Origin of the sequence: Umezawaea endophytica (assembly GCF_025061645.1) — a bacterium.
GTDB lineage: Bacteria > Actinomycetota > Actinomycetes > Mycobacteriales > Pseudonocardiaceae > Umezawaea > Umezawaea endophytica.
In genome coordinates this window covers 40,421-63,490 of the sequence record NZ_JANYMP010000035.1, presented here as the reverse complement: position 1 = coordinate 63,490, position 23,070 = coordinate 40,421, and the positions used below count along the sequence as shown (strand labels likewise).

Sequence of the window (23,070 nt, the reverse complement as noted above, 5' to 3'; positions counted from 1 at the left end):
GGTGTAATCACCAGCCTGTGGACAGCCGCTGTGACACGTGCCGCGCGACACGCCGAAAAGCCAGTTACACGCGACACGCCGCACCCGTGGTCAACAAGTTTTTCCACAAGTTGTACACAGGGTTTGACCTGGGACTACTTCTGTCACACACCAAGTTGTGCACAGGTTGCCCCCACCTTCTCGACCCTGTGTGGTCAGATACCGCGATTCATCCACAACCTGTCCACCGACTTGTCCACAGGCAGGTTTGCTTGCTCCAGTCGGGTGGCTCTAGCGTCCGTGGCACACCCCGGTGCTCGCTGTGAGTTGCAGCCCGTGCTGCGAGGAATTGTCGGTGCCTCGGGGTACAACGGACCTTGGACAGCTCGATGCGTGGAGGTGAGGGCGCGGTGGCGCTGGTGGACGACCGAGGGATGGCCGAACCCAGCTTCGAACGGCAGCCCCCACAGGACCTGGCCGCGGAGCAGTCGGTCCTGGGCGGCATGCTGCTGAGCAAGGACGCCATCGCCGACGTCATCGAAGCGCTCGCGCCGACGGACTTCTACCGTCCCGCGCACCAGGCCGTGTACGACTGCATCCTCGACCTGTACGGCCGCGGCGAGCCCGCCGACCCGATCACCGTGTCCGCGGAGCTGGAGCGCCGGGGCGAGCTGCTGCGCGTCGGCGGCGCCCCGTACCTGCACACGCTGATCGCGACCGTGCCGACGGCGGCCAACGCCGGGTACTACGCGGAGATCGTGGCCGAGAAGGCCGTCCTCCGCAGGCTCGTCGAGGCGGGCACGCGCATCGTGCAGCTCGGTTACAACGGTGCCGAGGGCGCCGACGTGGACGAGGTCGTCGACCGCGCCCAGGCCGCCATCTACGAGGTGACCGACCGCCGCACGACCGAGGACTACGTCGCACTCGAAGACCTGCTCCAGCCGACCATGGACGAGATCGACGCCATCGCCTCCCGCGGCGGCAACTCCAGCGGCATCCCGACCGGCTTCGCCGACCTCGACGAGCTGACCAACGGCCTGCACCCCGGCCAGATGATCATCGTCGCGGCCCGCCCCGGTGTCGGCAAGGCGCTGGCGCTCGACACCCCGCTGCCCACGCCGACCGGCTGGACGACCATGGGCGACGTGCGCGTCGGCGACCGCCTGCTGGGCGCCGACGGCAGGCCCACCAGGGTCGTCGCCGCCACCGAGGTCATGACCGACCGCCCGTGCTTCGACGTGGAGTTCAGCGACGGCACCGTGATCACCGCCGACGCGCAGCACCAGTGGCTGACCGAGTCGCGCAGCGCCACCGGCGGCTTCTGGGCGATCCGCACCACCGAACAACTCCACCGCAGCACCGCCCGACACTCAGTCCGCCTGTCCTCCGGCTGGCACCTGCCCCCCGCCACCCTGCCACTGCCCCCTCGCGCACTCGGCGTGTTCCTGGCGGGCGTCGGCGAACTGGGCCCCGTGTCGGACGAACTGTCGGACGACGAGATCCACACCGCCAAGGACCTCGGCCTCGCCGACGACCCGCACATCCCCGTCGAATACCTGCGCGCGAGCCGCGCACAGCGCCAGGAACTGCTGAACGCCCTACTGGCAGAAGGCCACTCGGGAACACGATTCGTCCGCCTGGCAAGGGACATCGCCGAACTGCTGCGAACCATGGGCGGCGACCGCGTCGACATCACCACCATCCGCCAAACGACGAGCATCCCCGTGCGCTGCGTGGAGGTCGACAACCACGACCACATGTACCTGGCCGGCCCAACCATGATCCCCACGCACAACTCCACCCTGGGCTTGGACTTCGCCAGGTCGTGCTCCATCAAGCACGGCCTGACCAGCGCCATCTTCTCGCTGGAAATGAGCCGCACCGAAATCGTCATGCGCATGCTCTCCGCAGAAGCCAAGATCCGCCTGGGCGACATGCGCGGTGGCCGCATGAGCGACGACGACTGGACCCGCCTGGCCAGGCGCATGAGCGAGATCAGCGAAGCCCCCATCTTCGTGGACGACTCACCAAACCTCACCATGATGGAAATCCGAGCCAAGGCAAGGCGCCTAAAACAACGCCACGACCTCAAGCTAGTGGTGGTCGACTACCTCCAGCTCATGTCATCCGGCAAACGCACCGAATCACGCCAGCAGGAAGTCTCCGAGTTCTCCCGAAACCTCAAGCTCATCGCCAAGGAGCTGGAGGTACCGGTAATCGCCATCAGCCAGCTCAACCGCGGCCCGGAACAACGAACCGACAAGAAGCCAATGCTCTCGGACCTCCGCGAATCAGGCTCCCTGGAACAGGACGCGGACATGGTCATCATGATCAACCGCCCAGACGCCTGGGAACGAGACGACCCACGAGCAGGCGAAGCAGACCTCATCATCGCCAAACACCGCGCAGGCCCCACAGCAACAATCGTGGTGGCCCACCAACTCCACTACAGCCGCTTCACCGACCTAGCACACACGTAGAACCGGCGACCACTCACCAAACCGGCAGCCACCCAGCGACCACCACCAAACCGGCAGCCGGACCAGCGACCACTTACGAATCCGGCAGCCGGACCCACCAACCACCTACGATCCGCCACGCCGCCTACGCAACCGTGGCCGATTTTACTTGGGGGATTTGCCCCTTAAACTCGAGTCGGACGGCGGCTTCACCTCCCCGCCGTTTTCGTCCGACCAAGGGGCAAATCTAGGGGCCCCAAGTCAAATCGGCCACCCCACCAACGCACCCCCGGCACCCAACCGGCCCCCCAACCCACCCCCACCCCACCGAGATCATCCGAGTACATTCCGAAGATCGTCATCGGTATCGTCATCGGCATCGTCATCGGCGGAGTGGATCACCTGGTGGGTGTTGGATACGCGGTCGTGGACACCGAAACGACCGGCTTCGCAGCCCGCGGCCGAGATCGGATCGTCGAAGTAGCCGTCGTCCACCTGGACGAAACCGGCACCATCACCAACGAGTGGTGCACGCTGATCAACCCGGCCCGCGACCTGGGCCCCCAACACATCCACCACATCACCGCGGCCGAGATCTGGCACGCCCCCACCTTCGCCGAGATCAGCGGAGCCCTGGCCGCCCAACTCCGCAACCGCGTACTAGTGGCCCACAACCTCAGCTTCGACGCCCGCTTCCTCTCAGCGGAATTCGGCAGACTCGGCATCGACTGGCCCACCACCGGCCTGTGCACGATGCGCCTGTCCGACCAGTACCTCCCCCACCGCACCGGCCGATCCCTACAGGCCTGCTGCGACGCCGCCGGAATCCCACCGCACAACGCCCACTCGGCACTGCACGACGCCCAAGCCGCAGCACACCTCTTCACCACCTACCTCCGCACAGCGGGCCACCCCACCCCCTGGCAACACCTGATCAACTCGGCCACCAACGACCCGTGGCCGACATCCGCAGCCCCCACCGCCCTCCCCGTCCGCCGAGGCCAACCAGCCACCCTCCCCCCGATCACCACCACAACAATCCCCCTGACCCGAGGCGACACGGTCGTCTTCACCGGCCAGATGTCATCCCCACGAGACGTCTGGATCGACCGCGCATCAGCCGCAGGCCTACGCGTCATCCAGGGCTACGTCACCAAAGCAACAAGGGTCCTCGTCGCCGCCGACCCCTTCACCCTGTCCAGCAAGGCCCGCCGAGCCCGCGCCTACGAGATACCCATCGTGACCGAACAGGCCTTCGACTCCATGCTCACCCGGTTGACCTAACGCCTCACACCCCTGCGTCCAGGACCAAAAGATCACCGAACTGGGTGTCATTGGGCCTATTGAAATGGCTGCTACCTGCGGGGAAGCTCTTCACGAACAGGCCATGGCAGCCAGCGGGAGGCACGAGCCCCATGCGTACCGCGCAGACAGCCCCCACCCGCCCGGTGTGGGACGACTTGATCGCCGAGTTGCCCGTCGGCGTCGTGCTGATGGACGCGCTCGGGGACGTGCTGGCGGGAAATCGGTTGGCCGCTGATCTGCTGGGGTTGCGCTCCGAGGAACTGGTGTCGGGCCACCGCCCGCTGGGGTGGTCCGTGCGGGACGACTCCGGGGCGCCGCTGCCGAACCGGCGGGAGATCGCGTCGCAGGTGCTGCGGACCGGGTCCGTGCTGACGCTGCCGGTCGCCGTCGTGCGGGCCGGGCTGCCGCACGTCCAACTCTGGGCCGAGTGCCATCCGCTGGAGGTGCGCGGCGAGTCGCGGGTGGTGGCGTTCCTCCAGCCGGTGCACACGGACGTGCCGCACAGCCGGGGGCTGGTGGACCCGTTGACCGGCCTGCCCGGTCGGGCTCTCCTGCACGACCGGCTCGACCAGGCCCTGGCCAGGGCGCGCACCCACGGAACGGTGGTGACGCTCGTGCTGGTCGACGTGCACCACCTGGCCGGGGTCAACGCGGAGCACGGTTTCCACCGGGGCGACGAACTGCTGACCACCATCGGTGGCCGCCTGCGGGAAGGCCTGCGGGAGGACTACACCGTGGCCAGGTACGGGGGCGACGAGTTCGCCGTCATCGCCGAGCACCCGTGCGGGTCGGGCGAGGCGGTCGCGGAACGCGTGCGCGAACTGGCGGGCCGGGCCGTGCGGATGGCCCACACCCGCGTCCGGCCCGGTGTGCGGGTCTGCTGGGTGACCAGCGACGGCGCCGCCCCGATGCACTCGGTCATCGCGAACGTGGAGGAACGGCTGCGCGGATGACCCCCGGAAACGGGCCTGGGCCCCCGACGCGAGTGCGCCGGGGGCCCAGGTCTTCCTCCGAGGAGGACTCAGTCGATCACTCGACGGCGATCACTTGACGTCGATCACTTGACGCGCTCGAACTGGACGGTGTCGTCCAGCGAACCGAACATCGTCCTGGTGTCCAGGCCTGCGAGAGCCGAGGCCGGGAAGTTGCGCTGCCCGACCGGGATGATCGGGACGTCGGCGTAGCTGCTCGTCGGGTTGAGCTTGATGTCCTCCAGCGGGACGCCGCTGGACATCGCGCGCGGCTGCGACACCGGCACCGCGGGCACGACGGCGGGCGCGGCCGGGGCCGTCACCGGGAGCCGCGGCGTCGAGGTCAGGTTGCGACCGGACGAGCCGAGCGGGATCAGGCTCTTGAGGACCGGGACCGTGCCGAAGCCCGCGTCGCCCTCGGCGGGCAGCGAGCCGCTGAAGGAACGCTCCTCGGTCAGGTTGACGTGCTGGTTCGGCACGGCGGGCGCGACCGAGGCCGCGGTGTCGGACAGGGTGTTGGCCGCACGCTCGGCCTGACCCGCCGGGTCGGATCCGGTCGTGTCGGAGACCTTCTCGAAGTAGCTGCCGGTCGGCAGCCCCATCTTGGTCAGCGCCGCGGCGTCCGACGCGCGGTCGACCGCGAACTGGGGCGTGACGGGCAGGGCGTCACCGGTCATGGACACACCGCGGGTGCTGATCGACTGGCCGGAAGGCGGGGTCGACGGGGACAGGTCGGCCTCGCCGATGCCGCGGGCGAGCTTGCCCGTGCCACCGGACACCTGGCCGACGCCACCGGAAACCTCGTTCACGCCACCGGCGGTCTGGTTGACACCGTCGGACGCCTGGCCCGCGGTCTGGCCGACCGGCACGGGCACGCCGTTCACCGTCGGGGCGTCGGGAATCGTGGCCTCCACTCGGGGGCTCAGAGGACCGCGCGGAGCGGGGACCTCGAACGCGGTCAGGTTGGGCACATCGGTCGATTCGAGCAGGCTGTCGATGCTCTTCGCGATCTGCACGCCACGGGCCAGGTTGGCCGCCTCGGTCTCCTCGGCCGTCAACTGGACGGCCTTGGCGGTGGCGGTGCGGAGCACGGAGTCGAGCACGTCGGACGGCACCGGCACGCCGCCCCGCATCGTGGAGAACGGGATCTCCGGGAACTGGGCGACCTCCGCCTGCTGGAGGTTGCGGGGCGCCAGCGTGTCGCGCTGGATCGGCAACCTGCCGAGACCGCTCAGGCCGGGCAGGTCGGTCGATTCGAGCAGGCTGTCGATGCTCTTCGGGATCTGCACACCGCGCGCCAGGTTGGCCGCCTCGGTCTCCTCGGGCGTGAGCTGAGGAGCCCTGGTGTAGACGTTGGTGAGCGAGTCGCCCAGCACGTTGCCCGGCACGTCGTAGACCTGCACGGCGGACTGGACCGGGGCCGTGACGTCGCTCGCGGTGACGTCGCCGGTGTTCAGGGTCTCGGCGGGCACCGGGTCGCCCAGTGCCCGCGCGTCGAGGTCGGCCGGGGCTTCGACCAGGTCGCCGGACAGCGGGGCGTCGGCCGCGCCGTCGGTGATGGTCGTGAGGTCACCACCGGGGATCGAGCTGTACCCGCCCGCTGCCTCGCCGCCCGCGACGAGCGCTTCGAAGGCCTGGGCGATCGACGCTTCCAGGATCGGCATCGCGTCCTCCGCGGCGGCGCTCTCGACGCCGTCGCTGATCTCGGCCTCGTCGGGCGTGGAGTCCACCGCGGACTCGACGTTCGACGAGGCGTTGTCCAACACCTGCGTGGGGTTCGAGGTCGGGACCTCGAAGATGCTGCCCGACAGCGTCGTGGTGCCGTCGTCGACGGTCAGCGGGGCGTCGGTCTCGGCGACCCTCTCGTCCGCCGCGCTGGTCACCGGCTCGGCGATCTCGCCGACCAGGCTGAAGGTCTCGGTGGGGTCCTGGACGGCGTCGCCCGAGACGACGTCCTCGACCTCCTCCTCCGGCGAGAGCTGGAGGGGGTTGGCGACGAGCTCCGACCCGTCACCGCTCGACTGACCGTCGGCCGCGTCGGCGGCCACGTCGTTGACCTGCTCGATCGCCGTGTCACCGAGCGCCGCCGCCGCGTCACCGGCCAGCGGGACAGGCAGTGCGCCGCCCACGACACCCGCCAGCGTCTGGGGCTTGTCGGGGGCGAACCCGGACGTCTGGACCGGGTTCGCGGAGACTCCCGCGGCGGGGTTGGTCGCGGTCGCCGCGGTGGCGGGGTTGCCGCTGGGCTGCGCCCACGCGGGGGTGGTGCCGCCGTCGGCCGCGGACGGTGCCCAGTTCGTCGGAACCGAGTCGGCGTCGACGGCCTTCGGGGAGCCGGTCGACGTGTCCAGGCTCCGCGCACCCGAGTCGGGGGTGGCGGTGCCGCGGGTGGCGTACTTCGTTTCGACGCGGTCACCCGGCTGGCGGAACAGCGGGTTCGTGCCGTTGTACAGGTCCGACTCCGCGCCGTCGTGGAACTCGGGCAGGTAGTACTGGACCTCGGGGAAGCTGAACGAGTTCTGCTCGATGTCGAGCGGCACCGCGACCGCGCCGTCGATGGTCGACGGCGGAGTGTCGGGGTTGACGTTCTCCTGGGCAGAAGCGATGCCCGTTCCGAGCATCAGCAAACCACCAGTCACAAGCGCGGACTGGATTCCGCGCTTTGCCCAGGTCTGCATTGAGACTCCTTTTTCCTTTGTTCCCTTGCGGGGGGATGAGGCGGATGGCCGGACGCGAGGGCGTCGAAGGCGGGCCACCCAGATCGAGGACGGCTGGAGGCGCGGGCATCTCGACCAACAAAGGAGCGCAGAACAAGAGCGCGCCGGTCGATTACCTAGGCAGCGTGGGACGCTGCTAGGACCGCGCGCTCAGATCAGTCAGGGGTGCTGCCGGGCTGCTTTCCCGGAAGCACGGAGATCCGCTCGGTGGTGGGCTTGAGCGCCCGAGCCACAGCGGAGTCGTAGGCGTTGACGAACGCGGCCTGAGCGGCCGAGTTGTTGCTGCCCGCCGAACCGGAACCGTCGCCACCGCAAGAGCAGTGCACCGGCACGTTGACCGGCGGGACGAACGGGGCGAACGGCACCGGAGAGCGGTCTCCGGGGAAAGCGGGGCGCGAGTCGTCACCCGGCGCGGTGCGCGGGGGAGAGGACTGCTGCGCCCACTGGTCGTCGAACCGCGAGTACGGCGTGGCCGAGGCCTCCACGACGGGCGTGCCCACCGAAACCGGGGCGACGCTGTCGCCGATCGGGGAGGACGCCTCGGGCACGGTGTTCGCGGTCCCGCCGACCGGGAGCGGCGCGTCGGGGTTGAGGACTTCCGCCCAACGCGGCGCGATCCAGGACCCCACCCCGTCGAGGCCGTCGCGGAGTTGGCCTGCGACGGCGTCGATGCTCGGGGTGGTGGCAGCGCGCGCCTTCTCCTGCTCGACGCGCAGTGCCTGATCGACCTCAGCCACGGTCTGGGTGACCGGCGCGACCACCGGGGCGACCGCGGTGCTCACCGGGGCGGGCAGCAGCTCGGTGAGCGAGTGCTGCGGCGCCTGGGCGGTCACCGCCGTCACCACGTCTAGGCCCGGCGCCTCGGCGGCCGCCGTTGCCGTGGAGAGCACCCAGGCGGCGGCAGTGCCTGCCACCGCGCCGCCGAGGACCAGGAGAGCACGGCTGAAGGCACGCCGAACACGGCGCGCCCCCATCCCCGCTCGCTGGTCCGCAGCAGACAACTGGGTACCTCCACCTTGACTGGGTCGTCGACCGCAGTGGTCAAGTCGACGTCGTGAGCGTGCCAGGAAGAACGGGAGCACCGCACGTCTCAGCGTGATGATTCGTCACATCGTGTGACTGATCCACCGCGCGTCAGATCCGCTTGAGCACCCGCGCCGCGCCCGCCGCCGCCGTCGAGGCGAGGATCCAGCCGACCGCGATCAGCACGCTGGAGATCCACTGCGACGCCCCGACGAACTGCCACTTCCCGTCCTGGCCCAGGTCGACGATGGGGATCAGCAGGTCCACCGCCAGCAGCCAGGCGTTCCACACCGGGTCCTCGTCGGAGTTGAGCCTGACCATCTCGTGCCAGTTGAACCAGAGCGCCCCGCCGAGCCAGAACACGCCGAGCCACGCGATGGCCAGCCACGGCCGGTAGCCGTAGCCGACCGTCCACCGCTGGAGGAACCCCCAGACCTGGCCCGCCCTGCCCAGCTCGGAGTAGCGCCGGTGCTGCTTCTCCAACTGCACGTGCTGCGCCAACTCCTCCTCGCCGCCGTCCCGGTAGACCGCCGCCAACTGCTCGTACGGGCCGGGCGCGAAGTCCGGCTGCACCTCCCGCAGCCACCGCAGCCGGGTGCGCACGTCGACCTCCGGCGACGCGGAGATCGAGTCGAAGCTGAAGTCCTCCACGTCGACGCCGCCGGTCGCCGCCCACAGCCCCGGCCCGTCCGACACCGACGTCGCCCTGACCCTGGTCAGCACCACGCGGCCGACCGGGACCTGCTTGTCGGAGAGCCGCAGCACCAACTGGTGCACCTGGAGGCCGTACGCGTTGAGCGCGATGTCGCTGCCCGGCCCGCCCAGGTTGGCGCCCGCGAACGTCGCCATCTTGCTGACCTCGGCCAGCCGGATCCGCACACCGCCGTCCGCCTGGAAGCCGAAGCTGCACAGGAGGTCCTTGCCGATGCTGGAGACGCGGGCGTCCAGCGACGGCTTCACCGTGCCGTCCGCGCGGCGGCGCGGGTGGGTCAGCTTCGCGCCCGAGCAGTCGAGCGTGGAGCCGATGTGCGCGTTCTGGAGCCGCACCGAGCCCTTGGCCCGGAGGTCGCGCAGGAACAGGGTGCCGCCGACGCGGAGCCGGTCGGCGAACAGGACGTCGATGCCCGGCCCGTTGAGCTGCACGCCGGACAGGCTCATGCTGCCGCGCACGTGCGCGTCGACCAGCCGCACCTGCCCGTAGGCGCGCAGCGCCGACTCGTGCGCGCCGTCACCCGTGAACCCGCCGTTGACCGCGCCGCGGGCCTCCACGTCGCCGCGCACCTGGATGCCGTCGGCGTGCAGCGCGACCGGGATGCGGTGCACGACGACGCCGGTCAGGTCCTCCAGCTCTTCGAGCACGTCCGGCTGGCCGATGACCGCGCCGGACATCCGGAGGTAGCCGCCGATGTCGGCGTTCGGCAGCCGGACCGCGCCGGACGAGGTGAACCCGTCGTCCAGCTCGACGTTGCCGTCGACCTTGATCCGGTCGGCGACGAGCGCCGCGGCCTCGTCGGCCGTGCCGCGCGGGATCACCAGCACCGGCCGGTCGACGGCGACGGTGGACCGCAGCCGCGCGCCGGAGAAGATGACGTCGCCGCCGACGCGGGCGCCGTCGAGCAGCACCCTGCCCTCGGCGGTGAACCGGCCGCCCTCGGCGTCGCAGAACAGGTTGCCCGCGATGACGATGCCCGTGGCCTCCAGCGCGTCCTGCGCGGGGTTCACCAGCCGCGCGCCGCCGAGGTGGACGCTGCCGCCGACGTTCGCGCCGCGCAGCCGCACCTCGCCGTTCGCCCGCAGCGCGATGGCCTGGATCGAGCCGGACACGCGGACGCGCGCGGCGAGCAGGGCGTGATCTCCGCGACTGCGCAGCACCGCGCCCGCGAGCCGCAGCGTGCCGTTGACGGTCGCGTCGGTCAGGTCGACCACGCCGTCGCTGGTGAACCCGGCCTCCAGCACGAGGTCGCTGGCGACCCGGAGGTTGCGCGCCCACAGGCCGGGCACGCGGCAGCCGCGCATCCGCAGGCCGACCAGGTACGCCATGCGCAGGTCCGGCGGCTGCTCGAACACGCATTCCCGCAGGTCGATCACGGTGCGCAGGCGGGCGCCCTCCAACGCGAACCGGCCCACGACGTTCGCGCCGGTGAGCCGCAGCGCGGGCACACCGGGGCCCGCCACCCGGTACACGCCGTTGAGCAGGTCGGTCAGCACGGTCCCGCGGACGGTGCGCTCGGCCCTGTCCTTGGTGCCCGCGGACAGGTCGATCGGCGTGCCGGACGCGAACGCCGAGCACACCCGGCGCTCCACCTCGGTCAACTCGTCGTCCATCGACCTCCCCCTCCGACAAGATCTGATCACCTCGACTGCGGTGCTGACCAGTGGTCTGCGGGATACGGTGACCAGCGTGACTGGACCGGAATCGGAGATCAGCAACCGCGTGCCGAGGCTGCTGCGCGTCAGCGCCGCGCTGAGCTGGCGGTTCGTCGCGGTGGTCGCGGCCCTCTACGTGGTCGCCAACGTGGTGTCGTTCCTGGCCACCATCGTGATCCCGGTGGCCATCGCCCTGCTGCTGGCGGCGCTGCTGTCGCCCATGGTGTCGAGCCTCGTCCAGATGCGCGTGCCGCGCGGCCTCGCGGCGGGCCTGGTGCTGATCGGCGGCATCGCCGTGGTCGGCGGCGTGCTCACGTTCGTGATCACCGAGTTCTCCAAGGGCCTGCCGGAGCTCCAGACGCAGGTGTCGGCGAGCCTCGACACGATCCGCGGCTGGCTCAAGGACGGCCCGCTGCACCTGAGCGACGTCCAGCTCCAGCAGTACCTGGACAACGCGCTCAACACGATCAAGGAGAACCAGGCCGAGATCACCTCGGGCGCGCTGACCACCGCGGCGACCGTCGGCGAGCTGCTGACCGGCCTGCTGCTGGCCCTGTTCACCCTCATCTTCTTCCTGCACGACGGCGACGGGATCTGGCGCTTCGTCGTGCGCGCCGTGCCGCGCGACGTCCGGGCGCGCGCGGACGTCGCGGGCAGGCGCGGCTTCGCCTCCCTGGTCAGCTACGTGCGCGCCACGGCCGCGGTGGCCGTGGTGGACGCCGTCGGCGTGGGCATCGGCCTGTGGCTGGTCGGCGTGCCGCTGGTCGTGCCGCTGTCGGCGCTGGTGTTCCTCGGCGCGTTCATCCCGATCATCGGCGCGGTGATCACCGGCGCGGTGGCGGTCCTGATCGCCCTCGTGGCGAACGGCCCGGTCGCCGCGCTGATCGTGTTCGCCGTCCTGATCGGCGTGATGCAGCTCGAGAGCCACGTGCTCCAGCCGCTGCTGCTCGGCCGCGCGGTGAAGCTGCACCCGCTGGCCGTGGTCCTCGCGATCACCGCGGGCCTGGTCGTCGGCGGCATCGCGGGCGCGCTGCTGGCCGTGCCGCTGCTGGCCGTGCTGAACTCCGGCATCCGCTCCCTGCTGTCGGACTCCGACGCGGACGTCAGACCGTCCGAGGTGGACGTCCACGCCCCGCAGGACTCCGGCCCGGAGGACGGGTCCGGCGACCGCGTGGAGGACTTCGACGACGAGGTCCGGAAGTTCAAGGAGTAGACCTGGCGTTGAGCCGGGCCGCCTGCCGCGTCAGGTGGTCGCGCTCGGCGACGTTGGACGCCTTCCGCGCCGCCTCCACGTACAACCGCGCCGCCTCGACCGGGTCGCCGTCCCGTTCGCGCAGGTACGCCGCCACCGCCGCGTACCTGGGCAGCGAGTCGTCCAGCTCCGCGAGCGCCGCCAGCCCGGCCCGCGGCCCGTCGGCTTCCCCGACGGCCACCGCGCGGTTGAGCCGGACGACCGGGTTGTCGGTCAGGCCCGCCAGCTCGTCGTACCACTCGACGATCTGCGGCCAGTCCGTCTCCGCCGCGGTGGGCGCGTCGGCGTGCAGCGCCGCGATGGCGGCCTGGGCCTGGAACTCGCCCAACCGGTCGCGGGCCAGCGCCGCCTGGAGGACCTCGACGCCCTCGGCGATCACGCCGGTGTCCCACCGACCGCGGTCCTGCTCGGCCAGCGGCACCAGGCTGCCGTCCGGCGCGGTCCGGCCTGCGCGCCGGGCGTGGTGCAGCAGCATGAGGGCGAGCAGCCCCGCCACCTCGGGGTGGTCGATCGCCGCCGCGAGCTGCCGGGTGAGCCGGACGGCCTCGGCGGCGAGGTCGACGTCCCCGGAGTAGCCCTCGTTGAACACCAGGTAGAGGACGCGCAGCACCGTGGCGACGTCGCCGGGCTGGTCGAACCGCACGCCGGAGACGGTGCGCTTGGCCCGGCTGATGCGCTGCGCCATGGTCGCCTCGGGCACCAGGTAGGCCTGGGCGATCTGCCGGGTGGTCAGCCCGCCGACGGCGCGCAAGGTGAGCGCGACCGCCGACGACGGCGTCAACGACGGGTGGGCGCACAGGAAGTAGAGCTGGAGCGTGTCGTCCACCGACGACGCGGGCCCCGGCACCGGTTCCTCGTCGACGAGGTCCTCACGCCGTCGGCGGGCGGCGTTCGCGCGGGTCGCGTCGAGGAACTTGCGCCAGGCCGCGGTGACCAGCCAGCCCTTCGGGTCCCGCGGCGGGTCGGACGGCCACACTCGGACCGCCTCGACCAGCGCGTCCTGCACGGCGTCCTCGGCCGCCGCGAAGTCTGCTCCGCGGCGGACGAGGATCCCGAGCACGCTCGGTGTGAGGCTCCGGAGCGCTGCCCCGTCGATCGGGGAGGTCACTCGGTGGTGTTGGGGTGCGCGGTCAGGAACGGGCGCAGTTCGAGCCACTCGTGGATCGGTTCGCCGTTCGCGCCCGGCGCGGCCGACAGCTCCCCGGCCAGCTCGACGGCGCGCTCGTAGCTGTCGACGTCGATCACCATCCACCCCGCGATGAGGTCCTTGGTCTCGGCGAACGGGCCGTCGGTGACCGGCGGGCGCCCCTCGCCGTCGTACCGGACGAACGTCCCCTCGGGCGCGAGCGCCTGGCCGTCGACGAACTCGCCGGTCCCCTCGAGCCGCTTCGCGAAGTCGTTCATGTACTGGATGTGCGCCGTGACCTCGTCCGGCGTCCACTTGTCCATGGGGACGTCGTTGACTGCCGACGGGGCGCCGCGGTAGTGCTTGAGCAGCAGGTACTTGGCCATCGTGGTTCTCCTCGGTTCCGGTGCGACCCCATCTTGGTCGCCTTCACCGCGGGGACGGAGCCGGGTCGGGGTTCTCGACACGACCGGCGGAAGTTCCTCGAAAACTTTTTGGCGGGGGTGGCTCAGGCCATCTCGACCAGGTTGCGCCCGTACCCCTTGGCGGCCAGCAGCGCCGCGTCGGCCGCGACCAGCAGGTCCGGCAGCTCGTACCCGAACCGCTCGGTGGTCGCGACCCCGATGCTCACGGTCAGCCCGGACAGCACGTGCTGCTGCCCGTCGGTGGCCACGGTGGGGACGGTGAGCCCGGCGACCGCGTGCCGCATCCGCTGCGCGACGGCCTCCGCCACCTCGGGCGAGGCCTCGGGCAGCAGCACCACGAACTCCTCGCCGCCGAAGCGCCCCACCAGGTCACCGCGCCGGGTCGTGGCGCTCAGCAGCAGCGCGATGGCCGCCAGCGCGGCGTCGCCCGCGAGGTGCCCGACCTGGTCGTTGACCCGCTTGAAGTGGTCGAGGTCCATCAGCATCACGGCCATGGACCGGTTGTCCGACCTCCCCTTGCCCAGTTCGGCCCGCGCCTGGCTGTCCCAGTGCACCGCGTTGGAGAGCCCGGTCTTGGCGTCCCGCTGGGCCGACCGCCGCCACTGCGGTAGCTGGGCCGCGCGTTCCAGCAGCGCCATCGGCGGCCCGGCGATCAGCGTGTGGATGGCCATCGTGGCGGCCACGCAGCCCATCAGCCCGCCGAGGCTGACCGCGACGATCCCCAGGATGACGTCGATCGGCTCCCCGACGACCTCCTCGCGCGGCGCGGTCGGACGGCGCAGGTGCAGCCCCAGCGCGATCAGCCCGGACCGGAGCAGCAGCAGCACGACGGCCCCGAGGAACATCATCGGCAGCTCGCCGGACGGCTCGCTCCAGCCGAACACGAACCGGGTGGCGAACACGGCCAGCGCCGTGGCGCACAGCGTGAACAGCCACCGGTGCGACTCGGGCCGCTGCGTCAGCACCCCGTGCAGCGCGGGCCCGAACAGCAGCAGCACCAGCAGGTTCGGCGGCAGCGCGATGATCCCGGCGGTCAGGTAGCAGAGGTGCGCCGCCCACGGGTTGCGCTCGGTCTCGCCGAGCCGGTGGCTGTAGATGGAGCTGCCGATGATCACCGCGCCCGCCGTGCCCGCGACGGCGGCGAACCGGCCGATGTCCGTCGGCGTGGGGGTCGGGGTGTCGACGATCACGAAGGTGACCACGCCGAGCGCGGCGAAGTCGACCACGAGCCAGTAGACGAGCGCGGGCCAGCGCAACGTCCACAAGGGCCAGTCGCGCACCGCATCCCTCCCCCGCCGTGGGAGTGCCGACGTGGTGACCCGGCAACGGGCCACCAGACTCGGCCGCAAGCCTTGCACATCGTTCTCACAGGCAGTAGACGTCCACCTGGGGGTTAGCTGCACCACTCCCGCACGGCAGGATGGGGTCCGAAGGGAGCACACCGTGCACATCAAGTCGGACGACGAGGGGCCATCCGTGCTCGAAGACCCCGTCGCGCACCTGTGGCGGGGAACGGTCGCTCTACGCGTAGTGACCTTCCTGTTCGCGCTGGGCAACGCGGTCATCCAGTCGAGCGGGTACGCCCGGCCGTGGCTGGCGTGGGTGGTCGTCGGCGTGATGGCGGCGTGGTCGGTGTTCACGATCCAGGCGTACAGCCGGGAGTCCGGCAGGCTGCCGTGGATCGTGGTCGCGGACCTGGTGGTGGCGTGCGGGCTGATGGCCACGTCGGTGCTGATCATGACCCCGATGCAGCTCCTCGCGAACGTCCCGCTGATCACCACGATCTGGGCGTGCGGCCCCGCGGTGGCGGCGGGCGCGCTCGCCGGCCGGTACGCGGGCGCGGCGGCGGGCGGGCTCATCGGCCTGTCCACCTACCTGATCCGCGGCGCGATGACCATCGACCTGGTGCGGGACGTGGTGCTGCTGGCGGGCGCCGGGTTCGTGGTCGGCATGGCCTCGTCGACGGCCCGCCGCTCCGCGGTGCGGCTGGCGCAGGCTCTGCGGACCGAGGCGGCGACGGCGGAGCGCGAGCGGCTGGCCCGGTCCATCCACGACGGCGTGCTCCAGGTGCTGGCGCGGGTGCGCAAGCGCGGTCTGGAGCTGGGTGGCGAGGCCGCCGAGCTGGCCGAGCTGGCGGGCGAGCAGGAGGTGGCGCTGCGGTCGCTGGTCGCCGCCTCGCCCGTTGAGTCCACAGTGGACGGTGACGCCGACCTGCGGCCCGCGCTGCAACTGCTCGCCACCCAGAAGGTGCAGGTGTCCACCCCCGGCACGCAGGTGATGCTGCCCGCCGTGGTCGCGCTGGAGCTGACGTCGGTGGTCCGGGAAATGCTGTCCAACGTGGACAAGCACGCGGGCGTCGACGCCAAGGCGTGGGTGCTGCTGGAGGACCTGGGCGAAGAGGTCGTGCTGAGCATCCGCGACGACGGCCCCGGCATCCCCGAGGGCCGCATCGACTCCGCCGAGGCCGAGGGCAGGATGGGGATCGCCAAGTCGATCCGGGGGAGGGTCGCGCTGCTGGGCGGCACCCTCGAACTCCAGACGGGGCCCGGCGAGGGCACGGAGTGGGAAGTGCGCGTGTTCCGAGTAGGGGGAGTCCGGTGACGGTTTCGGTGATGGTGGTCGACGACCACCCGCTGTGGCGCGACGGCGTGGCGAGGGATCTGGCGGAGCGCGGCTTCGAGGTGGTCGCGACGGCGGCGGACGCGGGCTCGGCGATGCGGATCGCCCGCGCGGTGCGGCCGGACGTGGTGCTGATGGACCTCAACCTCGGCGAGCTGTCCGGCGTCGACGCCACGGCGATGATCACCGGCGAGCTGCCGGGGACCAGGGTGCTGGTGCTCTCGGCCAGCGGCGAGCACGACGACGTGCTGCAAGCCGTGAAAGCAGGCGCCTCGGGCTACCTGGTGAAGTCCGCGTCGGCGGAGGAACTGGTGGACGCGGTGAACCGGACCGCCGTCGGCGACGCGGTGTTCACCGCGGGCCTGGCCGGGCTGGTGCTCGGCGAGTACCGCCGAATGGCCGCGACCCCCGACGAGGAGGACCGGCCGCAGTTGACCGAACGGGAGACCGAGGTCCTCCGACTTGTGGCGAAAGGCCTGACAGCGCGGCAGATCGCGACCAGACTGGTGATCTCGCACCGGACTGTGGAGAACCACGTGCAGTCGACGTTGCGGAAGCTCCAACTGCACAACCGGGTCGAGCTGGCCCGTTACGCGATCGAGCACGGCCTCGACGCCGAACCGGAGGCCCAGACATGACCGACCCGAAGGACTTCAGGGTCTCGGACGCCGAGCGCGAACACGTGATCGGCCTGCTCCAGAAGGCCATCGGCCAGGGCCTGATCACGTTGGACGAGTTCTCCTCCCGCACCGACGTGGCGCTGGTCGCGAAGACCCGCGGCGACCTGAACGCGGTGCTGGTCGACCTGCCCGGCATGACGCACAACGCGCAGGCGCCCAAGGCCGTCGCGCCGAGGGACCGAGTCGAGATCAAGAACACCATGTCGACGGTGTCCCGCAAGGGCAGGTGGGTGGTGCCGCGCGAGCTGGTCGTGCGCAACCGGATGGGGTCCACCGACCTCGACTTCTCCGAGGCGGACATCCCGCACGCGGTGGTGACGATCGAGCTGGACGTGACGGCCGGGTCGGTGTCGATCCTGCTGCCCGAGGGCGCGACCGCGAACACCGAGGAGATCGAGATGGCCGCGGGCAGCGTGACCGACAAGACGGCCGGTGGGTCCGGTCGGCCGCACTTCGTGATGACCGGCGCGGTGCGCGCGGGCTCGGTGCACATCAAGCAGGTCCGCATGGTGCGCGTCGGCCCGTACCTCGTGCGGATGCCGGGGTTCCGGGTGCGCAAGGCCTGATCTGCGAGATCGGCCCCCCGGCCGCAGGATCGGGGGATGCGTTGCCTCGTGACCGGTGCGACCGGCTATCTCGGCGGAAGACTCGTCCCCCGGCTGCTCGCGGAGGGCCACGACGTCCGCTGCCTGGTGCGTGATCCCGGCAAGCTGCGGGACGTCCCGTGGGTCGACCAGGTCGAGGTCGTGCGCGGCGACGTGCTGGACGCGCCGACCCTCGGGCCCGCGATGGCCGACGTCGACGTCGTCCACTACCTCGTGCACTCGCTGAACGGCTCGGACTTCGCCGACGCCGACCGCAGGGCCGCGAGGAACACGGCCGAGGCCGCCGAGCGGGCGGGCGTCGGGCGGATCGTGTACGTGGGCGGGCTGCACCCGACCGGGGTGGAGCTGTCGCCGCACCTCGCGTCCCGGACCGAGGTCGGCCGGACGTTCCTGGACAGCGGCGTGCCCACCGTGGTGCTCCAGGCCGCGGTGATCATCGGCTCCGGGTCGGCGAGCTTCGAGATGCTGCGGTACCTGACCGAGCGGCTGCCGGTGATGGTCACGCCGAAGTGGGTGCACAACCGGATCCAGCCGATCGCCGTGCGGGACGTGCTGCGGTACCTGGTCGACGCCGTCGACCTGCCTGCGGACCTGAACCGGACGTTCGACATCGGCGGCCCGGACGTCCTCACCTACCTGGACATGATGATGGGCTACGCGCGGGTCGCGGGCCTGCCCAAGCGCCGGGTGCTGCCGGTCCCGTTCCTCACGCCCCGGCTGTCGTCGCACTGGGTCAACGTCGTCACGCCCGTGCCGAGGTCGATCGCGGCGCCGCTGATCGAGTCGCTGGTGCACGAGGTGGTGTGCCGCGAGCACGACATCCTCGACCTGCTGCCGGGCGAGACCACCGGGTACACCCGCGCCGTCGAACTGGCGCTGGCGAAGGTGAAGGACGGCGACGTGGAGACCCGCTGGTCGGGTGCTTCCACGCCCGGTGTGGCGGCGGAGCCGCTGCCGAGCGACCCCGACTGGTCCGGCGGGTCGATCTACACCGACGACCGCGAGGTCCGCGCCGAGGCGTCGCCGGAACGCCTGTGGGAGGTCGTCGAGGGCATCGGCGGCGAGTCGGGCTGGTACTCGTTCCCGCTGGCCTGGGCCGTGCGCGGCTGGTTGGACCGGGCCGTCGGCGGTGTCGGGCTGCGGCGCGGCAGGCGCGACCCGAGACGGCTGAACGTCGGCGAGGCGCTGGACTGGTGGCGGGTCGAGGAGATCGAGCGCGGCTCGCTGCTGCGGCTGCGGGCGGAGATGAAGGTGCCGGGGCTCGCCTGGTTGGAACTTCGGGTGGCGCCTTCCGCCGGGGGAGGTTCCACTTACCGGCAGCGCGCGGTGTTCGCGCCGAAGGGGCTGGCCGGGCACGTGTACTGGTGGCTGGTCTGGCCGTTCCACGGCGTCGTCTTCGGCGGCATGGTCCGCAACATCACGCGCGCCGCCCTTGTGAAGAAGGGCTAACAAGGGATTGCAGGAAGTCCTGATGGACTGCACAACTGGAACGGGTGACACTGCGCGTCATGAAGGCACTGGTCAAGGTGGCCTCCGGGCCGGGACTCGAACTCGTCGACGTCCCCGACCCCGTCGCACGTCCTGGTGACGTGGTGGTCCGGGTCCTCCGGACCGGCATCTGCGGCACCGATCTGCACATCGACTCGTGGGACGACTGGGCCGCGCGCAACGTGAAGGCGCCGCTGGTCCTCGGCCACGAGTTCGTCGGCGAGGTCATCGAGATCGGCACGGCCGTCACCGGCGTCCGGGTCGGCGACCTGGTCTCCGGCGAAGGCCACCTGGTCTGCGGCACCTGCCGCAACTGCAAGGCGGGCAGGCGGCACCTGTGCGCGAACACCCGCGGCCTCGGCGTCCACGTCGACGGCGCGTTCGCCCAGTACGCGGTGCTGCCGCAGGAGAACGCCTGGGTGCACCGCAACCGGGTCGACCTGGACGTGGCCGCGATCTTCGACCCGTTCGGCAACGCCGTGCACACCGCGCTGTCGTTCCCGGTCATCGGCGAGGACGTGCTGATCACCGGCGCGGGCCCGATCGGCATCATGGCCGCCGCCGTCGCGAAGCACGCGGGCGCGCGCAACGTCGTGATCACCGACGTCAGCGAGCACCGGCTGGACATCGCCCGCAAGGTCGGCGTCGACCTGGCGCTGAACGTCGCCACGGCCACCATCGCCGACGCGCAGGCCGAACTCGGCATGTCCGAGGGCTTCGACGTCGGCATGGAGATGTCCGGCAAGCCGATCGCGATGCGGGACATGATCGCGAACATGGCGCACGGCGGCCGCATCGCGATGCTGGGCCTGCCCGCCGAGGAGTTCGCGGTCGACTGGAGCAGCGTCGTGCTGAAGATGCTGCACGTCAAGGGCATCTACGGCCGGGAGATGTTCGAGACCTGGTACTCGATGTCCGTGCTGCTCCAGCGCGGCCTCGACCTGACCCCGGTGATCACCCACAAGTTCGGCTACCGCGACCACGCCCTGGCGTTCGCGACAGCCCGTGAAGGCAAGTGCGGCAAGGTCGTGCTCGACTGGACGGAGGCCTGATGTACGGCGCGATGAAGGACGACCTGCTCGCGGGGATCGAGGACATCAGGGCGGCCGGTCTGTACAAGGCCGAGCGGGTCATCGGCAGCCCGCAGAACGCCGAGGTGCGGGTCGGCGACGGCGACGAGGTGCTGAACTTCTGCGCCAACAACTACCTGGGTCTCGCCGACCACCCCGTGCTGGTCGACGCCGCCAAGGACGCGCTGGACCGCTGGGGCTTCGGCATGGCGTCGGTGCGGTTCATCTGCGGCACGCAGGAACCGCACAAGCGGCTCGAGGCCAGGCTGGCGGAGTTCCTCGGCACCGAGGACACCATCCTGTACAGCTCCTGCTTCGACGCCAACGGCGGCCTGTTCGAGACGCTGCTGACCGACCAGGACGCGGTGATCTCCGACGAGCTGAACCACGCGTCGATCATCGACGGCGTCCGGCTCTGCAAGGCCCGCCGCTTCCGCTACCGGAACCGCGACCTCGACGACCTGGAGCGGCAGCTCAAGGACGCCGCCGACGCCCGCTACCGGCTGATCGCGACCGACGGCGTGTTCTCCATGGACGGCTACCTCGCGCCGCTCGACGAGATCTGCGACCTGGCCGAGCAGCACGACGCGCTGGTCATGGTCGACGACTCGCACGCCGTCGGCTTCACCGGCCCGAACGGCGGCGGCACGCCCGAGCTGTTCGGCGTCCAGGACCGGGTCGACATCGTCACCGGCACCCTCGGCAAGGCGCTCGGCGGGGCCAGCGGCGGGTACGTGTCCGGCAGGCGCGAGATCGTGGAGATGCTCCGCCAGCGGTCCCGCCCGTACCTGTTCTCCAACTCGCTGGCGCCGTCGATCACCGCCGCGTCGATCGCCGCGCTGGACCTGATCAGCTCGTCCGGTGAGCTGCTGACCAGGCTGCGGGACAACTCGGCGCTGTTCCGCGCGCGGATGACCGACGAGGGCTTCGACCTGCTGCCCGGCTCGCACCCGATCATCCCGGTGATGATCGGTGACGCGGCCGAGGCCGGGAGGATGGCCGACCTGCTGCTGGAGCAGGGCGTGTACGTGATCGGCTTCTCCTACCCGGTGGTGCCGCACGGCAAGGCGCGCATCCGCACCCAGATGTCCGCCGGGCACTCGACGGCGGACGTGAACCGGGCCGTGGACGCCTTCGTGGCGGCTCGGGCCCGGATGTAGCCGGGCCACGCCTCAGACCAGCCGGGAGGCCACGTCCCAGAGCCGGTCGGCGTTGGCGGCGTCCACGGCCCACGGTGCGACGCCGCCGCCGAACACCTCCGGTTCGCCGACCAGCACCGGCGACTCGGCGCAGTCCTCGAAGTAGCGCCCGCCCACCCCTTCGACCAGCGGTGACGCCGCGAGCAGCACGGACGTGGCCGCGCCCTGCGCCACGGTCTTGCGCTTCTCCACGGGTGTCCGCAGGCCACCGGTGTGCTTTTGCAGGCCGGTGGCGATGGCGCCGGGGTTGAGCGCGTTGGCGAAGACCCCGTCGTCCGCCCAGCGCCTGGTCACGCCCACCGCGAGCAGGACGTCGGCGGTCTTCGACTGGCCGTAGGCCAGCCACGGGTCGTACGCGCGGCGCTGGAACGCGAGGTCGTCGTAGACGACGTCGGAGAACAGGTGGCCGTTGGAGCTGAGCGACACGACCCGCGCGCCGCGGGCTTCGGCCAGCGCCGCGCGCAGGCCCGTGGTCAGGGCGAAGTGGCCGAGGAAGTTCGTGGCGAACTGCACCTCGTGGCCCTGCGGGGTGAGCCTGAGGTCCGGGACGGCCATGATCCCGGCGTTGTTCACCAGCACGTGCAGCGGTCCGGTCCAGTCGCGGACGAACGCGGCCACCGACGCCGGGTCGGCCAGCTCCAGCGGACGGGCGCTGACCAGCGGGTTGCCGGTCTGCTCGGTGATCAGCGCGGCCGTCTCGGGGCCGTTCCGCCGGACGGCGAGCACGACCTCGGCGCCCGCGCCCGCCAACGCCCGCGCGGTTTCGCGGCCGATGCCGGACGACGCGCCGGTCACCACCGCCCGCCGTCCGGTCAGGTCGACGCCCCGCAGGACGTCGTCGGTGGTGGAGGAGAAGCCGAGAGGAGTGGTCATGGCCCGATCGTGCGCCGGGCCGACCAGCGCGACCAGGCTCCTGCCGACACCGGTACCGGCGGGGACAGGACGAGCGGGCGCGACCGGGTTACCGTCGACCGCATGGTCCACCTCGGCGACTACCTCAGGGCCCGGCGCGAACTGGTCCGGCCCGGCGAGGTCGGGCTGCCCGCGGGGGAGCGGCGCCGGGTGCCGGGGCTGCGGCGCGAGGAGGTCGCGCTGCTCGCGGGCATCAGCGCCGAGTACTACCTGCGGCTGGAGCAGGGCCGCGACCAGCACCCGTCCGACCAGGTCCTCGACAGCATCGCGGGCGCGCTGCGGCTGGACGCCGAGGCGTCGGCCTACCTGCACGCCCTCGCCCACCCCGTGCCCGCCAAGCGGCGACGGCCGAAGGCGGAGAAGGTCAGCGCGAGCGTGCGGGACCTGATCGACGGCTGGACCACCACCCCCGCGTACGTCCAGGGCAGGACCATGACCGTGCTCGCGGCGAACCCGCTGGCCACCGCGCTGTCACCGTTCTTCGCGCCCGGCGTGAACACCCTGCGGGCGGCGTTCCTGGAACCGGGGATGCGGTCGTTCTACCGCGACTGGGACGGTATGACCGCCAAGGTCGTCCCCTACCTGCGGTCCGTGCTCGGCTCCGACGTGGACGACCCGCGCCTGGTCACCCTGATCGGCGAGCTGAGCCTGCACAGCGAACGCTTCCGCACCCTGTGGGCGCGCCACGACGTGCGGCAGAAGTCGAGCGGGCTGACGGAACTGCTGCACCCGCAGGTCGGACCGCTGGACCTGCGGTACGAGAAGCTGGTGCTGCCCGAGTCCGGGCAGGTGCTGATCACCTACCACGCCGACCCCGGATCGACGTCCGAGGAACGCCTGCGGCTGCTCGGCACCCTGGTCAGGGCACGATAG

At 71.2% G+C, this 23,070-nt stretch carries 18 protein-coding genes; 11 read left to right on the top strand and 7 right to left on the bottom strand.

Annotated elements, in window-relative coordinates:
- Positions 1-368 precede the first annotated feature (368 nt).
- From dnaB to NZH93_RS42990, 3 genes are all read left to right on the top strand, one after another.
- A complete protein-coding gene (gene dnaB / locus NZH93_RS43000; protein ID WP_259629104.1) occupies positions 369-2,459 on the top strand; it encodes a replicative DNA helicase in 2,091 nt (696 codons plus the stop codon).
- A 372-nt stretch (positions 2,460-2,831) separates the two neighbouring features.
- The gene (locus tag NZH93_RS42995) at positions 2,832-3,722 is read left to right on the top strand and encodes an exonuclease domain-containing protein (RefSeq protein ID WP_259629103.1); all 891 of its coding nucleotides are present in this window, start codon (positions 2,832-2,834) and stop codon (positions 3,720-3,722) included.
- A gap of 131 nt (positions 3,723-3,853) precedes the next feature.
- Positions 3,854-4,696 carry a GGDEF domain-containing protein gene (locus tag NZH93_RS42990; RefSeq protein ID WP_259629102.1) on the top strand — a complete coding sequence of 281 codons (843 nt, stop codon included), beginning with the start codon at positions 3,854-3,856 and terminating at the stop codon, positions 4,694-4,696.
- Between the two features lie 104 nt (positions 4,697-4,800).
- Here NZH93_RS42990 and NZH93_RS42985 read toward each other — a convergent pair whose 3' ends face one another.
- From NZH93_RS42985 to NZH93_RS42975, 3 genes are all read right to left on the bottom strand, one after another.
- A complete protein-coding gene (locus NZH93_RS42985; protein WP_259629101.1) occupies positions 4,801-7,335 on the bottom strand; it encodes a hypothetical protein in 2,535 nt (844 codons plus the stop codon).
- A 251-nt stretch (positions 7,336-7,586) separates the two neighbouring features.
- Positions 7,587-8,432 carry a hypothetical protein gene (locus tag NZH93_RS42980; RefSeq protein WP_259629100.1) on the bottom strand — a complete coding sequence of 282 codons (846 nt, stop codon included), beginning with the start codon at positions 8,430-8,432 and terminating at the stop codon, positions 7,587-7,589.
- A 133-nt stretch (positions 8,433-8,565) separates the two neighbouring features.
- Positions 8,566-10,779, bottom strand: coding sequence for a translocation/assembly module TamB domain-containing protein (locus tag NZH93_RS42975; RefSeq protein ID WP_259629099.1), 2,214 nt, complete (start codon positions 10,777-10,779; stop codon positions 8,566-8,568).
- Between the two features lie 76 nt (positions 10,780-10,855).
- Here NZH93_RS42975 and NZH93_RS42970 point away from each other — a divergent pair, with 76 nt between their 5' ends.
- Positions 10,856-12,034, top strand: a complete 1,179-nt coding sequence (locus NZH93_RS42970) for an AI-2E family transporter (protein WP_259629098.1) — start codon at positions 10,856-10,858, stop codon at positions 12,032-12,034.
- Here NZH93_RS42970 and NZH93_RS42965 read toward each other — a convergent pair.
- From NZH93_RS42965 to NZH93_RS42955, 3 genes are all read right to left on the bottom strand, one after another.
- Positions 12,024-13,169, bottom strand: a complete 1,146-nt coding sequence (locus tag NZH93_RS42965; protein WP_259629131.1) for an RNA polymerase sigma factor — start codon at positions 13,167-13,169, stop codon at positions 12,024-12,026. The genes NZH93_RS42970 and NZH93_RS42965 overlap by 11 nt on opposite strands.
- 8 nt (positions 13,170-13,177) lie before the next feature.
- Positions 13,178-13,585: a YciI family protein gene (locus NZH93_RS42960; protein WP_259629097.1), complete on the bottom strand. Its 408-nt coding sequence runs from the start codon at positions 13,583-13,585 to the stop codon at positions 13,178-13,180.
- Positions 13,586-13,707: 122 nt separating this feature from the next.
- Positions 13,708-14,904 carry a diguanylate cyclase gene (locus NZH93_RS42955; RefSeq protein WP_259629096.1) on the bottom strand — a complete coding sequence of 399 codons (1,197 nt, stop codon included), beginning with the start codon at positions 14,902-14,904 and terminating at the stop codon, positions 13,708-13,710.
- Between the two features lie 163 nt (positions 14,905-15,067).
- Between NZH93_RS42955 and macS the strand changes: the two genes are divergently transcribed.
- The 6 genes from macS to NZH93_RS42925 are packed head-to-tail and all read left to right on the top strand — an operon-like array spanning position 15,068 to position 21,246.
- On the top strand, positions 15,068-16,225 hold the full coding sequence (gene macS, locus NZH93_RS42950; protein WP_259629095.1) for a MacS family sensor histidine kinase: 1,158 nt from the start codon (positions 15,068-15,070) through the stop codon (positions 16,223-16,225).
- Positions 16,222-16,881, top strand: a complete 660-nt coding sequence (locus NZH93_RS42945; protein WP_259629094.1) for a response regulator — start codon at positions 16,222-16,224, stop codon at positions 16,879-16,881. The genes macS and NZH93_RS42945 overlap by 4 nt, the downstream gene beginning before the upstream one ends.
- Positions 16,878-17,489, top strand: a complete 612-nt coding sequence (locus NZH93_RS42940) for a DUF1707 SHOCT-like domain-containing protein (protein ID WP_259629093.1) — start codon at positions 16,878-16,880, stop codon at positions 17,487-17,489. Before NZH93_RS42945 ends, NZH93_RS42940 begins: the two co-directional genes overlap by 4 nt.
- Positions 17,490-17,525: 36 nt before the next feature.
- Positions 17,526-18,977 (top strand): SDR family oxidoreductase, encoded by a 1,452-nt coding sequence (locus NZH93_RS42935; RefSeq protein WP_259629092.1) that lies wholly within the window; start codon positions 17,526-17,528, stop codon positions 18,975-18,977.
- 59 nt (positions 18,978-19,036) lie between these two features.
- Entirely contained in the window at positions 19,037-20,068 is a 1,032-nt protein-coding gene (gene tdh / locus NZH93_RS42930) for an L-threonine 3-dehydrogenase (RefSeq protein ID WP_259629091.1), read from the top strand.
- Positions 20,068-21,246 carry a glycine C-acetyltransferase gene (locus tag NZH93_RS42925; protein WP_259629090.1) on the top strand — a complete coding sequence of 393 codons (1,179 nt, stop codon included), beginning with the start codon at positions 20,068-20,070 and terminating at the stop codon, positions 21,244-21,246. The genes tdh and NZH93_RS42925 overlap by 1 nt, the downstream gene beginning before the upstream one ends.
- A gap of 12 nt (positions 21,247-21,258) precedes the next feature.
- Here the strand turns inward: NZH93_RS42925 and NZH93_RS42920 are convergent, their stop codons facing one another.
- Positions 21,259-22,158 (bottom strand): SDR family NAD(P)-dependent oxidoreductase, encoded by a 900-nt coding sequence (locus NZH93_RS42920; RefSeq protein WP_259629089.1) that lies wholly within the window; start codon positions 22,156-22,158, stop codon positions 21,259-21,261.
- Between the two features lie 102 nt (positions 22,159-22,260).
- Here NZH93_RS42920 and NZH93_RS42915 point away from each other — a divergent pair, with 102 nt between their 5' ends.
- Complete coding sequence (locus tag NZH93_RS42915; protein ID WP_259629088.1) at positions 22,261-23,070, top strand: helix-turn-helix domain-containing protein; 810 nt, start codon at positions 22,261-22,263, stop codon at positions 23,068-23,070.